The 15,908-nt window shown below is 64.6% G+C and carries 14 protein-coding genes; 11 read left to right on the top strand and 3 right to left on the bottom strand.

All coding sequences use genetic code 11. The features are described from left to right. Positions 1-25: 25 nt before the first annotated feature. On the bottom strand, positions 26-823 hold the full coding sequence (locus tag F1735_RS09225) for a class I SAM-dependent methyltransferase (protein ID WP_167236662.1): 798 nt from the start codon (positions 821-823) through the stop codon (positions 26-28). 387 nt (positions 824-1,210) lie between these two features. Between F1735_RS09225 and F1735_RS09220 the strand changes: the two genes are divergently transcribed. The 11 genes from F1735_RS09220 to F1735_RS09170 all read left to right on the top strand — a co-directional run bounded on the left by F1735_RS09220 (position 1,211) and on the right by F1735_RS09170 (position 15,259). Continuing rightward, positions 1,211-2,848 (top strand): TldD/PmbA family protein, encoded by a 1,638-nt coding sequence (locus tag F1735_RS09220; RefSeq protein ID WP_167236661.1) that lies wholly within the window; start codon positions 1,211-1,213, stop codon positions 2,846-2,848. Positions 2,849-2,863: 15 nt separating this feature from the next. After that, a complete protein-coding gene (locus F1735_RS09215) occupies positions 2,864-4,201 on the top strand; it encodes a TldD/PmbA family protein (RefSeq protein ID WP_167236660.1) in 1,338 nt (445 codons plus the stop codon). 136 nt (positions 4,202-4,337) lie between these two features. Next, positions 4,338-5,975 carry a TldD/PmbA family protein gene (locus F1735_RS09210; protein ID WP_167236659.1) on the top strand — a complete coding sequence of 546 codons (1,638 nt, stop codon included), beginning with the start codon at positions 4,338-4,340 and terminating at the stop codon, positions 5,973-5,975. 12 nt (positions 5,976-5,987) lie between these two features. Continuing rightward, the gene (locus tag F1735_RS09205; RefSeq protein ID WP_167236658.1) at positions 5,988-7,325 is read left to right on the top strand and encodes a TldD/PmbA family protein; all 1,338 of its coding nucleotides are present in this window, start codon (positions 5,988-5,990) and stop codon (positions 7,323-7,325) included. A 14-nt stretch (positions 7,326-7,339) separates the two neighbouring features. Further along, positions 7,340-7,960 (top strand): DUF4159 domain-containing protein, encoded by a 621-nt coding sequence (locus F1735_RS09200; protein ID WP_187364197.1) that lies wholly within the window; start codon positions 7,340-7,342, stop codon positions 7,958-7,960. Positions 7,961-7,962: 2 nt separating this feature from the next. Next, the gene (locus F1735_RS09195; RefSeq protein ID WP_445081573.1) at positions 7,963-8,961 is read left to right on the top strand and encodes an AAA family ATPase; all 999 of its coding nucleotides are present in this window, start codon (positions 7,963-7,965) and stop codon (positions 8,959-8,961) included. Positions 8,962-8,968: 7 nt separating this feature from the next. Next, positions 8,969-9,856, top strand: a complete 888-nt coding sequence (locus F1735_RS09190) for a DUF58 domain-containing protein (RefSeq protein ID WP_167236657.1) — start codon at positions 8,969-8,971, stop codon at positions 9,854-9,856. Next, entirely contained in the window at positions 9,853-10,836 is a 984-nt protein-coding gene (locus F1735_RS09185; protein WP_167236656.1) for a BatA domain-containing protein, read from the top strand. The genes F1735_RS09190 and F1735_RS09185 overlap by 4 nt, the downstream gene beginning before the upstream one ends. Beyond that, positions 10,820-12,775 carry a DUF4175 family protein gene (locus F1735_RS09180; protein WP_167236655.1) on the top strand — a complete coding sequence of 652 codons (1,956 nt, stop codon included), beginning with the start codon at positions 10,820-10,822 and terminating at the stop codon, positions 12,773-12,775. The genes F1735_RS09185 and F1735_RS09180 overlap by 17 nt, the downstream gene beginning before the upstream one ends. Further along, the gene (locus F1735_RS09175) at positions 12,772-14,301 is read left to right on the top strand and encodes a hypothetical protein (RefSeq protein WP_167236654.1); all 1,530 of its coding nucleotides are present in this window, start codon (positions 12,772-12,774) and stop codon (positions 14,299-14,301) included. Before F1735_RS09180 ends, F1735_RS09175 begins: the two co-directional genes overlap by 4 nt. Before the next feature lie 190 nt (positions 14,302-14,491). Next, on the top strand, positions 14,492-15,259 hold the full coding sequence (locus F1735_RS09170) for a DUF817 domain-containing protein (RefSeq protein ID WP_229505693.1): 768 nt from the start codon (positions 14,492-14,494) through the stop codon (positions 15,257-15,259). A gap of 16 nt (positions 15,260-15,275) precedes the next feature. Here F1735_RS09170 and F1735_RS09165 read toward each other — a convergent pair whose 3' ends face one another. Both F1735_RS09165 and F1735_RS09160 read right to left on the bottom strand, forming a co-directional pair. After that, positions 15,276-15,557: a type II toxin-antitoxin system RelE/ParE family toxin gene (locus F1735_RS09165; RefSeq protein ID WP_167236652.1), complete on the bottom strand. Its 282-nt coding sequence runs from the start codon at positions 15,555-15,557 to the stop codon at positions 15,276-15,278. Further along, positions 15,554-15,838 carry an antitoxin of toxin-antitoxin stability system gene (locus tag F1735_RS09160; RefSeq protein ID WP_167236651.1) on the bottom strand — a complete coding sequence of 95 codons (285 nt, stop codon included), beginning with the start codon at positions 15,836-15,838 and terminating at the stop codon, positions 15,554-15,556. The genes F1735_RS09165 and F1735_RS09160 overlap by 4 nt, the downstream gene beginning before the upstream one ends. Positions 15,839-15,908 lie beyond the last annotated feature (70 nt).

Genomic DNA, 15,908 nt, shown 5'->3' with positions numbered 1-15,908 from the left:
CCCCTTGCGGAGCCGTTCTTGGGTGTTACTGTTTCACGAACTTGAGCGTCATGCGGTCGCTTTCGCCGATCGCCATGTACTTCTCGCGGTCGACATCCTTATTGGCCAGCACCGGCGGCAGCGCCCACACGCCCTTGTTGTGGTCAGCCTTGTCCTTGGGATTGGCGTTCACTTCCGACTTGGCGGCCAGCTTGAAGCCGGCGCTTTCGGCGATCTTGATCACGTACGCTTCCTGTACATAGCCGCTGTCGGGGTCCGGCGCCTTGCCGGCCGGCGCGCGGTGCTCCACCACGCCGAACACGCCGCCCGGTTTCAGGCTCTCGTGGACTTTCTTGAAGATCTCCTTGACCTTGTCGTCGCCGTTGCCGGTCCAGTTATGGATGTTGCGGAAGGTGACCACCAGGTCGGCCGTACCCGGCTTGGCGAAGTCGTACGCGGTCGGCACTTCAAACACGCCGCGCTGCACCTTGTCGAACATGGCCGGTTTCGAATCGAGCTTCTTGGTCAGGTTGGCGGCGTACTTGCGCGCGCCTTCCTTGGCCGACGTGGGCGACTCGCCGGCGGCGATCAGCTTGCCCTTCTCGCGCAGGTAGGGCGCCAGGATTTCGGTGTACCAGCCGCCGCCCGGCGACAGCTCGACCACGGTCATGGTCGGCTTGATGCCGAAGAAGGTCAGCGTTTCGTAAGGATGGCGGGCGCTGTCGCGCGCGGCGTTGGCGGGGGTGCGCTCGGTGTTGGCAATGGCTGCCTTGAGTGCGTCGTCGGCGTGGGCTGCGCCGGCCATGCCTGCGGCCAGCATCGCGGCCAGGATCAATCGTTTCATGTTGTCGTCTCCGGTATGAGCAAGTGTTGCGGTAAGTACCGCGGGGGAAGCTGCGGCAGGCGATGCAATATCGCCAACTAGCGCGATGATCGAGTATGCACGCTTGAAGGTCAAGCCGAATCTGATGTGTACATACTGTCCGATACAGGCGGCGGACAGTGCTGCGGACAGTGCGGACAGGGTCCGCCGGACAGTCCCGGAATCCCGAATCAAGCACTTAGCAAGTGGCATCAATTTTGCGTATTCTTTTCGCCATTTTGCTGGTAAGGTTCTTGTTGATTTTTTGGTTCAGGCCAGTGATCGGCATGGTCCAGGTGAGCAGAAAAACAAAGAGCGCTCGCGTAGTGCGGCGGGACGCTCCCTTCGTGGTGAATGTCAGGAGATACTATGGAACGACGTGCTTTTCTCAATATCAGCGGGCTCGCACTGGGCACGATGCTGGTGCCGGTGTTCGGCAACGCCATCGCCGCTGAAGAATTACTCAATCCCCTCGCGGCAAAGTTCAAGAAGACCCTGGCCGACACGGCCCTGAACGCCGCCACCGGCGCCGGCGCCAGCTACTGCGACGTGCGCATCGGCCGCTACCTGAACCAGTTCATCACCACGCGCGACCTGAACGTCGAAAGCGTGACCAATACCGAATCGGCCGGCGTGGGCGTGCGGGTAATCTGCAACGGCGCCTACGGCTTTGCCGCCACTTCCGACATGTCGCCCGACGCGGTGGCCGGCGCCGCGCGCCAGGCGGTCGCCATCGCCAAGGCCAACGCCAAACTGCAATCCGAACCGGTGCGCCTTGCGAGCGTCAAGGGCGTGGGCGAAGTGGCCTGGGCCACCCCGGTCAAGAAGGACTGGCGCACGGTCCCCATCAAGGAAAAAGCCGAGCTGCTGATCGCCGCCAACAAGGCCGGCATGGACGGCGGCGCGAGCTTCATGCAGTCATTGATGTTCCAGGTGAACCAGCAAAAATACTTCGCCTCGACCGACGGCTCCTACATCGACCAGGACGTGCATCGCATGTGGATGCCGGTGTTCGCCACCGCCGTCGACAAGGCCAGCAACAAGTTCCGCTCGCGCCAGGGCTTGTCCACGCCGGTCGGCATGGGCTACGAATACCTGGACGCGCGTTCCGACGACAAGATCAAGGCCGCCGGCGGCGTGTGTACCCTGTACAAGAATTCCTACGACCTGATCGAAGACGCGCGCGCCTGCGGGCGCCAGGCCAAGGAAAAGCTGACCGCCAAGTCGGTCGCGCCGGGCAAATACGACCTGGTGCTCTCGCCCGAGCACCTGTGGCTGACGATCCACGAATCGGTGGGCCACCCGACCGAACTCGATCGGGTGCTGGGCTACGAGGCCAATTTCGCCGGCACCAGCTTCGCCACGCTCGACAAGTGGGAAACCAGGAAATTCAAGTACGGCTCCGAGCGCGTACACATCGTGGCCGACAAGACCACGCCAGGCTCGCTGGGCGCGGTCGGCTACGACGACGAAGGCGTGCCGGGCAAGCGCTGGGACATCATCAAGGACGGCATCCTGGTCAACTACCAGGCCACGCGCGACCAGGCCCACATCATCGGCGAAAAAGAATCGCACGGCTGCTCGTACGCCGACAGCTGGAGCAGCGTACAGTTCCAGCGCATGCCCAACATTTCGCTGCAAGCCGGTAAACCTAAGCTCACGCCCGACCAGATGGTCAAGGACGTCAAGAAGGGCATCTATATCGTCGGGGCGGGTTCGTTCTCGATCGACCAGCAGCGCTACAACTTCCAGTTCGGCGGCCAGCTGTTCTACGAAATCAATAACGGCAAGATCGGCGCGCCACTGGAGGACGTGGCCTACCAGTCGAACACCCAGGAATTCTGGAACGCCTGCAGCGCCATCTGCGACGAGAGCGACTGGCGCATGGGCGGCTCCTTCTTCGACGGCAAAGGGCAGCCGAGCCAGGTCAGCACGGTGTCGCACGGGTCTGCTACCACCCGCTTCAATGGCATCAACGTCATCAACACCGCACGCAAGATCGGCTAAGCCAGGGAACCGCACATGAACATTCTGACTCAAGAAGAAAGCAAGCGTATCGTCGAGCGCGTGATGGCGCTGACAAAGGCCGACGAATGCACCGTGCGTGTGAGCGGCGGGCGCACCGGGAACATCCGCTACGCGCGCAATAACGTCTCTACCGCAGGGCTGGTGGACAACGCCGACCTGGTGGTGCAGGTCGCCTTCGGCAAGCGCCAGGGCACCGCCGCCATCAACGAATTCGACGACAAGTCGCTCGAAAAAGTCGTGCGCCGCGCCGAGGACCTGGCGCGCCTGGCGCCGGAAAATCCGGAGTTCATGCCGGCCGTCGGCAAGCAGGCGTTCAAGGCGTCGGAGACATTCAGCCGCGCCAGCGCCGCCATCGACCCGGAGTTTCGCGCACAAACGGCCGCCTACAGTATCGAGGCAAGCCGCAAGAACAAGCTGGTATGCGCGGGCTTCTTCACCGACAGCCATCTCTTCCAGACCGTCGCCAATTCGAACGGCGTGTTCGGCCACCAGGAAGAAACCAGCGTCGACTTTACCTGCACCGTGCGCACCGAAGACGGGCGCGGGTCGGGCTGGGTCAAGCGCTCGGCCACCGACGTGGCGCGCTTCGATGCGCGCGAAGCGTCCGACGTGGCCATCGAAAAGGCCCTGCGCTCGGTCGACGCCAAGGCGCTCGAGCCGGGCCGCTACACGGTGATCCTGGAGCCGGCCGCCACGTCGGACCTGATCGGCTTCATGCTCGGCGGATTCGACGCGCGCCAGGCCGACGAGGGCCGCAGCTTCCTGGCGAAGAAGGGCGGCGGCACGCGCCTGGGCGACAAGCTGTTCGACGCGCAGGTCAATATCTGGTCCGACCCGTGGGACAAGGATGTGCCGGTGCTGCCGTGGGATGCAAACACCATGCTGGCGCGCGAGCGCATGAACCTGATCAAGGACGGCAAGGTGTCGGCGCTCGATTATTCGCTGTTCTGGGCCAAGAAGAAAGGCGTGCGCGCCATTGGCGCGCCGGGGAATATGATCATGGGCGGGACCGACAAGTCGACGGCTGAACTGATCGCCAGTACCAAGCGCGGCGTGCTGGTCACGCGCACCTGGTACATCCGCGAGGTAGACCCGCAGTCGGTGCTGCTGACCGGCCTGACGCGCGACGGCACGTTCTATATCGAGAACGGCAAGATCAAGCATCCGGTCAAGAACTTCCGGTTTAACGAAAGCCCGGTGACGATGTTGAACAATATCGAAGCGATCGGCAAGCCGCAGGTGATCGCGGGCGACGAAGTGCCGTATTCGATGCTCATTCCGCCGATGAAGGTCAGGGATTTCAACTTTACGTCCTTGTCGGACGCGGTGTAAGCGTCACGCAGGGACTCGGCATCAATTATTCGATAGCCGTCTTCCCCGCGAAGGCGGGGATCCATAGCACATCGGTTGAGCGAAGGTGCTATGGGTTCCCGCCTTCGCGGGAACGACGAGCAAGCAGGAGCAAACAGTGGAACGACGTACCTTCCTCAAGATCAGCAGCGGCGCCGCCGGCGCCATCCTGGTGCCGGTCTTCGGCAACGCCATCGCGGCCGAAGAGTTAATGAACCCGGTCGCCATCGCCTTCAAGAAGTCGCTGGCCGATGCCGCCATGAACGCCGCCACCAAGGCCGGCGCCACCTACTGCGACGTGCGCATCGGCCGCTACCTGAACCAGTTCATCACCACGCGCGACCTGAGCGTGGAAAACATCGTCAACACCGAATCGTCCGGCGTGGGCGTGCGCGTGATCGCCAACGGCGCCTACGGCTTCGCTTCGACCAACGACATGGCGCCGGACAGCATCGCCGCCGCCGCGCGTCAGGCCGTGGCCATCGCCCGCGCCAACAGCAAGCTGCAAAGCGAGCCGCTGCAAATGGCGCCGCTCAAGGGCGTCGGCGAAGTCGCCTGGGCCACGCCATTTACCAAAGACTGGCGCACGGTCCCCATCAAGGACAAGGCCGAGATGCTCATCGCCGCCAACAAGGCCGGCCTGGACGCCGGCGCCAGCTTCATGACCTCGACCCTGTTCCAGGTGAACCAGCAAAAGTACTTCGCCTCGACCGACGGCTCCTACATCGACCAGGACATCCATCGCCTGTGGGCGCCTTTGAGCGCCACCGCCGTCGACAAGGCCAGCAACAGGTTCCGCACGCGCGACAGCCTGGCCGCCCCGGCCGGCATGGGCTACGAATACTTCGACGCGCGCCCGGCCGACAAGATCAATGCCGCCGGCGGCGTCGCCACGCTCTACACCAAGTCTTACGACATGGTGGAAGACGCGCGCGCCGCCGGCCGCCAGGCGCGCGAAAAGCTGACCGCAAAAACCGTCGAACCGGGCAAGTACGACCTGGTGCTCTCGCCCGAACACTTGTTCCTGACCATCCACGAATCGGTCGGCCACCCGACGGAACTGGACCGGGTGCTCGGTTACGAGGCCAATTACGCCGGCACCAGCTTCGCCACGCTCGATAAATGGAAGACCAGGCAATTCAAGTTCGGCGCCGACCGGGTCAACTTCATCGCCGACAAAAACGAACCCGGTTCTCTCGGCGCGGTCGGCTACGACGACGAAGGCGTGCCCGCCAAGCGCTGGGACATCATCAAGAACGGCGTGCTGGTGAACTACCAGGCCACGCGCGACCAGGCCCACATCATCGGCGAAAAACAATCGCACGGCTGTTCGTACGCCGACAGCTGGAACAGCGTGCAGTTCCAGCGCATGCCGAACGTGTCGCTACAAGCCGGCAAGGAGCGCCTCACGCCCGATGAGATGGTCAAGGACGTCAAGAAGGGCATCTACATCCTCGGGCGCGGCTCTTACTCGATCGACCAGCAACGCTACAACTTCCAGTTCGGCGGCCAACTGTACTTCGAGATCAAGAACGGCAAGATTACCGGCCCGGTGGAAGACGTGGCCTACCAGTCCAACACCCAGGAGTTCTGGAACGCGTGCAGCGCCATTTGCGACGTGCGCGACTGGCGCATGGGTGGCTCGTTCTTCGATGGCAAAGGCCAGCCCAGCCAGGTCAGCGCGGTATCGCACGGATCGAGCACGACGCGCTTTAACGGTATCAACGTCATCAACACCGCCCGCAAGATCGGCTAAGGAGAACGCGCAATGAAACAGTTGAACCAGGAAGAAGCAAAACGCATGTGCGAGCGCGTGCTCGGGTTTTCCAAGGCCGACGAATGCCGCGTGGCGATCAACGGCACCCGCACCGGCAATATCCGCTACGCGCAAAACAGCGTGTCGACCGCGGGCCTGAACGAAGACATGCAGATGACGGTGAGCGTCGCCTTCGGCAAGCGCCAGGGAACCGCCACGATCAATGAGTTCGACGACAAGTCGCTCGAAAAGGCCGTGCGCCGCGCCGAAGACGTGGCCCGCCTGGCGCCGGAAAACCCGGAATTCATCGCCGCCATCGGCAAGCAGGAATACAAGGCGTCGAACGCGTTTGCGCGCGAGACTGCCGCCATCGACCCGAAATTTCGCGCCGATGTCGCCTCGCACAGCATTCTGGCGGGACGCAAGAACAAGCTGGTGACGGCCGGCTTTTTTGTCGATAACACCGGTTTCGAAACCATCGCCAATTCGAACGGCGTGTTCGGCCATCACGAATTCACCAACGTCAGCTTCACTTGTACCGCGCGCACGGAAGACGGCCGCGGCTCCGGCTGGGTGACCCGCTCGGCCAACGATGTGCGCAATTTCGACGCGCGCGAAGCGTCCGCCGTGGCGATCGAAAAGGCGCTGCGTTCGGTCGACGCCAAGGCGCTGGAACCGGGGCGCTACACGGTGATCCTGGAGCCGGCCGCCACATCGGACCTGATCGGGCGCATGTTCGGCGCGTTCGACGCGCGCCGCGCCGACGAGGGCCGCAGCTTCCTGTCGAAAAAGGGCGGCGGCAACCGCCTTGGCGAAAAACTCTTCGACGAACAGGTCAACGTCTGGGCCGATCCATGGAACAAGGACGTTCCGGTGCGTCCCTGGGACACCGAATCGATGCTGCCGCGCGAACGCACCGACATCATCAAGAATGGCAAGATCGTCTCGCTCGACTACTCGCTGTTCTGGGCCAACAAGCAAAAGATGAAGGCGCGCGGCCGCCACGGCAATATGATCATGGCGGGCGGGTCCAAGTCGCTCGACGAGATGATCGCCTCGACCAAGAAGGGCATCGTCGTCACCCGCACCTGGTACATCCGCGACGTCGATCCGCAATCGCTGCTGCTCACGGGGCTCACGCGCGACGGCACCTTTTACGTCGAAAACGGCAAGATCAAGCATCCGGTCAAGAACTTCCGCTTCAACGAAAGCCCGGTCTCGATGCTCAATAATCTCGATGAACTGGGCAAGCCGCAGATTCTCGGCGGCGACGGCATGAACTTCCAGATGATGATCCCGCCGATGAAGATCCGCGACTTCAACTTCACGTCGCTGTCGGACGCGGTGTAGGGCGGGGCCGGACGATGCGCAGCTACGACTTCTACTTCACGCGCCTGATGTACGAGTCGGGCGACTGGGACGTGGATATCCGCATGCCCAGCAACGTGCTCAATTCGCTGGTGGAGTACACCACCTTGCGCGTCGATCCGGTCGAGCGGGTGATCGCGCTGTCCGACGCGAAGATGCTGGAGGCTCCCTTTTGCTACCTGGCCGGGCACAAGCTGGTGCAGTTCACGCCGGCCGAGCGCAAGAACTTCGAGCGCTACGTGCGTGGCGGCGGCTTCGTGTTCGTCGACGACTGCAACCACGACATCGACGGCCTGTTCGCCAAGTCCTTCGAGGCCGAACTGGCGCGCATCTTCGGCCCGAAAGCGCTCAAAAAGATCCCCAACAACCACCCGGTCTATTCGAGCTTCTTCCAGTTCGACGGCCCGCCCAACACCGGCAATGAGCTCAATGGCTGGGGCGATGACCTGGTACACGACTACCTCAAGGCGATCGACATCAACGGCCGCGTGCGGGTGCTGTATTCGAACAAGGACTATGGCTGCGAGTGGGATTACGACTTCCGCAACAAACGCTGGCTGGTGGTCGACAACACCCGCTTTGCGGTCAATATCATTCAGTATGCTTTGGGAGCGTGACAGTGTCAGTAGCTTGGGAAGAGAAAGAAATCGCCGACCTGACGGCGAAAATCGGCGCGCTCAAGGCGAGCATGTCGACCGTGATCATCGGCCAGGACGAGGTGATCGAGTCGCTCGTCATCTGCCTGCTGGCCGGCGGCCACGCGCTGGTCGAGGGCGTGCCGGGCCTGGGCAAGACCTTGCTGGTCAAGTCGCTGGCGCAGGCCACCGACCTGACATTCCAGCGCGTGCAGTTCACGCCCGACCTGATGCCGTCCGATATCATCGGCACCGAAATCCTCGAAGAAAACCAGGAGACGCGCCAGCGCATCTTCCGCTTCCAGCCCGGTCCCGTGTTCACGCAGGTGCTGCTGGCCGACGAAATCAACCGCGCGCCGCCCAAGACCCAGTCGGCGCTGCTCGAAGCGATGCAGGAGCGCGCGGTGACCTTTGCCGGCGTCACCCACAACTTGCCGAAACCTTTCTTTGTGCTGGCCACGCAAAACCCGATCGAGCAGGCCGGCACCTATCCGCTGCCGGAAGCGCAGCTGGACCGCTTTTTGCTGCGCATCGACGTCGGTTACCCGAGCGAAGATGAAGAGATGATGATGATCTCGCGCACCACCCACGCCGGCCTGCTTGATGCGCCGCGGGTGATGGATGTGGACAGCCTGCTGCGCCTGCAAAAGCTGGTGCGCGATATCGAAATCGGCGAACACCTGCTGCGCTACGCCACGCGCCTGGTGCGCGCCACGCGCCCGCAGGAGTCGCGGGTTGCCGCCGTCACCAGGCATGTCGGCTGGGGCGCCGGTCCGCGCGCCGGGCAGGCGCTGGTGCTGGCCGCCAAGGCGCGCGCGCTGATGCACAAGCGCCTGGCCGTCACGCGCGACGATATCGGCGCCATGCTGTTGCCGGTGCTGGCCCACCGTGTGCTGCGCAATTTCGAGGCCGAAGCCGACGGCGTATCGATTGCCGACATCCTGCTCGCCCTGCGCGCAGAGATCCGCGCCGACAAGGATTAGCCATCGCATGCTGTCGACGTCCGCGCTGCTCGCGCACACCAATGACCTGAACCTGATCATCCGCCATGTGCTGGCGGGGCTCGGTCACGGCATCCATGCGGGGCGCGAGCGCGGCGCCGGCGTCGAGTTTTCCGAATACCGCGCCTACACGCCTGGCGACGAGTGGCGCCGCATCGACTGGAAGCTGCTGGCGCGCGCCGACCGTTACTACGTGCGCGAAGCGGAGCGCGACAGCCATGTGGCTCTCTGGCTCTGGTTGGATGCCACCGCATCGATGGCCGAACCGAGCCGCAGCGGTGTATCGGGACTCGATAAACTCTGGTACGCGCGCACCGTGCTGGCCTGCATCGCCGCCATCGCCCAGCGCCAGGGCGACGCCTTCGGGCTGGTCATCTGTAACGGTGAGCGGGTGCAGTTCACACAAGCCGCGCGCGGTCCGCGCCAGATGCAGCGCGTGCTGGCGCAATTGCAGCGCATCGAAGCCGGCGGCGCGCTGCCCGACAGCGAGACCCTGCGCGCCAGCATGCCGTTCGTGCGTTCGCCCGGCCTGGTGTTCGCCGCCAGCGATTTTCTGGACTGGCCATCAAGCCAGGCCGAAGCCCTGCTGCGCCTGCGCCGCATGCGCCACGACGTGCGCCTTCTGTGCCTGCAAACGCGCGCCGAGTGCGACGCCAGCTTTGCGCTCGACACCATCTGGCGCGATCCCGAGAATGCCGACGGCGTGTTCCGCTTCGCTCCCGAGACGGTCGGCGTCTATCGCAAGAACCGCGACGAGCACGTCGAACGGATGCTGGCGCAATGCCGCCATAACGACTTGCCGGTGCTGGCCGCCTGCATCGAAGAGCCGCTGCCCGCCGTGCTGCGTACCTGGTTGCGCCGGGGCGCACGCGCATGAATACCTTGTGGTGGCTCGGACTGGCCCTGCTGGCGCTGCCGGTGTTGTGGCACCGCCAGCGGCGCCAGCGCATGCGCCAGGAGCCGCTGGCCACCGCGCGCTTCCTGCCGCGCACCGATCCGCAGCAACTGCGCGTGTGGCGCTGGACCGGGCGCCTGCTGCTGCTCGCGCGCTGCCTGCTGATCATCGCCGTACTTGCCTGGCTGGCCGACCTGGTGCTGCCGTGGCGGCGCGACGCGGTGCTCATTGCCGCCGCTACGGACAGCGACTGGGCCGAGCGCCAGATCAAGCAGGCCGGCTTTTACGACGCCAGCTGGATTGCGGTGCCCGGCGGCGATCCGCTGGCCTGGCTGGCGCGCCACGACCGCGAATGGCGCTCCGATTCGCGCCTGCTGGTGCTCGGGAACGTGCCGATGCCGGCCGCGCCGCCACGCTCGCGCCACCAGATCGAGGTGCGCAGCAAGGCGCCGGCGTTCGCGCAGACCGAGCAACGCGTGGTCATCGCCAGCAAGCGCGCGGCGCAGTGGCGCGCCATGTTCGCCGCGCTCGACGGGCCGCGCCGCTACAAGCTTGACGAAGCACCAGAAGGCATTGCCGAACTGGTGATCTGGGATGTGCCGCAAGCACCGCCCGCAGGCTTGCGCGCGCCGCTCTGGTGGGCTGGCGACACGACCTCGTTCCCGGAACTGCAAAAGGCGGCGCAGGTCGACGGCATTCGCTACGCCGGCAGCGCGCGCGGTCGCGTCTGGGCCTCCGGCGCATGGCCGCCCGCCGGGCCGGACGCGGCGCGCCGCCTGTTCGAAACCTGGCAGGAACTGCACTACGCGCCGCTGCCCTACACGATGCCGCCGCAAGTATTCGCCGCCACGGCGGCGGCCACGCCGGCGCAGTCCAGCGGCGCCTTGCGCTATCTGCTCACGCTTGTGCTGCTCGGCCTTTTTGCGACGGAACGGATACTCGCCCATGCAAGCCGACGCTGACATTCTCGGCCAGTTGCAGTTTGCCGCCACGCGCCGGCGCGCGCCGCTGTGGATCGCGGCGATCCTGCCGTGGGTGCTGCTGCTCTCGGTCCCAGGCATCGTGATGTGGAGCGCCTGGGCGGCATGGGATTGCCGGCGCCTGCGCGCGCGCGTGCGGCGCGACTGGACCGGCTGGATCGACGCCACCGTCCCCGCGCTGGAAGACAGCACCGCGCTGCTGGCCGGCGCCACCAGCGCCATCGGCCAGCTGCAGCGCCGCCGTCTGCTGGCGCGCCTCGCTACCACGCTTACCGACGACGTGCTGGCGGCCATCGCCAGGGAACGCGTGCGCTTCGATGCGCGCTGGGCCGCTTTGAGCGTGTGCATGGCACTGGCCTTGTTCGCGTGGCGCCAGGTGCGCGATGCACCGCCCACGCCGCGCGAAGTCAAGGCCCTGATTGCGCAGCAGACCAGCGAAATTGCCGTGCGCGTGACGCCGCCCAAATACACCGGCGTGGCCCGCTCCGAGGGCGCACCGCGCGAGCTGCAGGTGCCCGAGCATAGCGTCGTCGAATGGTGCCTGCGCGCGCCGCAGCCGGTCGATACGCCGATTGAGTTGAGCGACGGCCAGTCGCTCGAGATCGGCCGCGAATGCGCGCGCTGGAGTGCCACCGAGTCGGTGTTCTGGCGCTGGCGCGGCGCGCGCTACAAGCTGCGCGTGATTCCCGACCAGGCGCCCGAAGTCACCTTGTCCGCACCGCGCGAGATGATTCACACGCTGGCGCCCGACGCCGCCAGCGCTACCATCACGCTGGCGGTGCATGACGATTACCAGGTGCGGCGCGCCACCTTGCACCTGACGCTGGCGCGCGGCAGCGGCGAGAATATCCGCTTCAGCGACCGCGAACTGCCGCTGCCCGAATCAGGCAACCCGCGCGCGCGCAACTGGCACAAGCAATGGACGCTGGCCGAATTGGGCATGGAGCCCGGTGACGAACTGTATTTTTTTGTGCGCGCGACCGATAATGCCGAACGGGCGCACACCACCGTCTCGCCCACCTACACCCTGCGCCTGCCAGGGCCGGTGGAAGAAACCGGCGACTCGTCGGCCCAGCCGATGCTGGTCAAGCCCGAGAACCTGCGCAGCCAGCGCCAGATCATCATCGACACCGAGCAGTTGCTGGCCGACCTGAAGGCCACGCCCGGCATGAACCCGGCCACCGTGCGCGCGCGCAGCGAGTCCATCGCCGACGACCAGGCCCAGTTGCGGCGCCGCTACGGCCAGTTTCTCGGTGAGGAGTCGACCCTGTTCGGCGGCGAAGGGCATCACGACGATCATGAAAAACACGACGTGGTCGCCGAATTCGGCCACATGCACGACCAGGCTGAAAATGCGACCCTGTTCGACGAGTCGACCAAGAAAATCCTGCGGCGCGCCCTGGGCGCGATGTGGGACGCCGAAAAAGCCCTGCGCGCGATCGGGCCGAAAACCGCGCTGGCGCCCGAACACAAGGCGCTTGAAGCGATCAAGCAGTTGCAGCAGGCCGACCGCATCTACCTGCACAAGACCGCCTTTGTGCCGCCGCCGCTCAAGGAAGAGATCCGCATGACCGGCGATGTTGTCGGCGCCAGAAGCTACCGGCGCGAACAGGCCACGGCGGCCGTGCCGGTTCCCGACGAGGTGCGGCGCCTGATCGAAGCGCTCGATGGCGATGGCGCCTTGCCCGCCCTGTGGAGTCGTGGCGTACACGAGTGGATTCGGGAGCGCATCGCCAGCGACGAGCAGCGCCTCGAAGCGCAGCGCGCCGTGCAGGACGTGGCGGACGGCTGCGTCGCGTGCCGCCCGGTACTGCGCGCCTGGCTGCGCGGCGCCATCACCCGGGCCCCGGTGCTGTTACAGGCCAAAGCCACCCCGCAAACCCCATTCACGCGCGCGCTGCGCAAGGAAGCCCCACGATGATCGCTGCCGGCCTGATTTTCTTGATGGGCATCGGCAGCGCCGCAGTGTACCTGTGGCGACGCCAGTGGATCGACGCCTTGCTGATCCTTGTCGCTGCGGCGGCGCTGGGCGTGATGGTCGGCGACTTCAGGCTGCCGGCGGGGGTGGGTGGGACGCTGTCGATCGATTCCGACGCCGAAGCGATCGACCTGAATAAGGCTGCGGCCGTGCGGCTCAGCGGCGACGGCCTGTCCGCCGCGCAGTGGCGCGACCTGCCGGCGCGGCCCTTGCTGTGGGAAGCACCGGCCAGCGAAGTGCTGCATCTCGATTTTCCGCGCGAGCTGACCTTGGGACGGATGTTCGCGCTGACCGTGCGCCGCAGCCAGGCATCGAGCTGGCGCCTGCAACTGCTGGCCGAGAACAGGCAGGTGATTGCGGACGTCGCCGGCGACGGCGCGGCCCTGACGGTGCATTGGCTGCCGCCGGTGGCCGAAACGCTGGTGCTCAGCGCGCGCATGCTCGACGCCAGCGGCAAGGTGATGGCGCAGGGACCGGTGCCGTTTTCGGTGTCGGCCCCGGTGCCGCTGCAAGTGGTGGGGCGATTTGGCGCGCCGTCGTTCGATGCGCGCGCGCTCAATGAACTGCTGGTCAACAGCGATGCGGCGCTCGACTGGCAGGTCGTGCTGGGCAAGTCGGTGACCCGTAGCGAGAACGCGCGCGCGGCGCTCACCGAGCCCAATTTGCTGGTGGCCGATGCCGCCCATGTGGAACGCCTGGGTGACGCGGCGCGCACGGCGCTGCTGGCCCAGGTGGCGGCGGGTACGCCGCTGGTGATCCTGGCGGCCAACGCCGAGGACAAGCAAGTATGGTCACGCGCGCTGCAGCTCGAACTGCGCGAGCAGGCCGAGGCCAGGCCGTCCGGCGCCCCGATGGCGCTGGCCTCGGCCCCGCTCAATCCCTCGACCGCCTTGGGCACGTGGCGTGCGGCTGGCGACAGGATCTGGACGCGGTCGTGGGAAAAGGGCCGCATCGTCTGGCTTGGCGTGGCCGACTGGCACCGCTATGCAATCAGCGAACCGCAGGCGCTTGCGCTGTGGTGGCAGGGTGTGCTCGACTACGCCGGCGTCGAGCGCGCGCAGGATGTGGCCTGGCTCGATCCGCAAGAGATGCCGCTGCCCGGCCGGCGCCTGGAAGTGTGCGCGCTCGGGGTGCGGGGCAACGTCACCTTCCCTGAATTGAAACAGACGCTTGCCTGGCAGCGCCGCCCGGACAAGGCCGACGCCTCCTGCGTGGCCGTGTGGCCGCGCAAGGCCGGCTGGCTGGCGATGGAAACACAGGACGCAAAGCCCGTCACGGGCAAGCTGTACGTGTATGAGAAGGCCGACTGGCCCCTGTGGCAAAAGGCGCAGCGGCGCGAGGCTACCGCGCGTTATGCGGCGCGTACACCGGCTGCCATGGCGGCGGGTACGGCGCCGCTGCCGGCGTGGCCGTTCGCGCTGTTGTTCGCGGCGGCGATGCTGCTGCTGTGGTGGCGCGAGCGGCGCTGACGGCTTGGCAGCTTCGCTGCTTCGGGTAAGATGCCGTTGCCAATCCGCCCATCCCCCTTCATCCTGGAGTTTCGCCCGCATGGCCGCCCACATCCTGTCACGGCTGTTTTCCTTGCGCCCAAGCGCGCTCGATGCGCATCTGCTGGGTTTTCAGGCGCGGCCCGGACTCACCGGCCTGGCGCGCTTTGCGATGGAATTTCTCTACTTCGGCCTCAAGGAAGCGCGCGCCTGCCTGTTCGCGGGACTGTTTTTTGCGGCCGTGTTCCTGGTGCCGCGTACCGGTTTGTGGGGCGTCGCGCGCTACGACGCGCTGCTCGTTGTCGCCCTCGCGATCCAGGCGGCGATGATCTGGTCGCGGCTGGAGACGGTCGATGAACTCAAGGCGATCACCCTGTTCCACGTGGTCGGCTTTGCGCTCGAAGTGTTCAAGACGTCCGCGGCGATCCAGTCATGGTCGTACCCGGATGTCGCCTACACCAAGCTGTTCGGCGTGCCGCTGTTCTCGGGATTCATGTACGCGGCCGTCGGCAGCTACATCATCCAGGCGTGGCGCTTGTTCGACCTGCGCGTCGAGCACCATCCGCCGCTCTGGATGGGGGTGGTGATCGCGCTTCTCATTTATATCAATTTTTTCACGCACCACTACATCGGCGACTATCGCTGGTATGTGGCGGCGTGCGCGCTCGGGCTGTATGCGCGGTCCTCGGTGATCTTCCGGCCGCTCGATGTCGAGCGCCGCATGCCCTTGCTGCTATCCTTCGTGCTGATTGGTTTTTTCATCTGGCTGGCCGAAAATATCAGCACCTTCTTCGGCATCTGGAAGTACCCCAACCAGCTCGGCGCATGGTCGATGGTGCATGTCGGGAAGTGGAGTTCGTGGTCCCTGCTGGTCGTGATGACGTTTACGATTATCGTCAACCTCAAGCACATCAAGGCGCGGATTCACGTGCCGGCATAAGTCCCGACATTCCCAGTCAGCGCTGAGGAGGCCATCGGCGCGACGTGTTCACGAGTGCTAACACCCAGATTGCGTCATCATTGATCTCGTATACGAGGCGATAGCTTTGATGAACAATGAGTTCGAGCGTGCCTCGAATTTTTCCCGGATGCCCGAGAAATGGAAAATCTGCCAATTTTGCCGCCGCTTGCGAAAAGAGTTCGTCCATGTCCACCGCTGCTGTTACTTTGTCTTTGGCGATATATTCCAACACATCCCATCGATCTTGTTCAGCTTGCGGCGCCCAGTAAACGTTCACTTCTTGCCCGCGTTGGACAATTCAGCGCGGCGCGCAGCGAATCGCGCTTCGACGTCGTCGCTGGAGCTTCCTTTTCCGGCTTTCATGGATTGGCGCGCGGCTTCCACTTTCAGTCGTAGAAATTCGTCGTATTCTCGTGCTTCTTGTTGTTTTACGACAAATTCGCGCATCATTTCGCGAACAATCTGAGAGGCGGACCGATGCACTGCCGCTGCTTCAGCCATGAAATCTTCTCTCAACTCGGACTCAAGTTTCATTGTAAAAACAGCTTCCTTTTGCATCTTTCACCTCACGAGAATGATCGTATATACAAAGTGTATACTTCGTAAGTATGAATCGCAAGTTTGCGAT

This window comes from Massilia genomosp. 1 (genome assembly GCF_011682185.1).
GTDB classification, from domain to species: Bacteria; Pseudomonadota; Gammaproteobacteria; order Burkholderiales; family Burkholderiaceae_D; genus Telluria_A; species Telluria_A rubra.
Note: the sequence above shows the minus strand (reverse complement) of the source record. Positions and strands in the feature narration are given on the sequence as shown.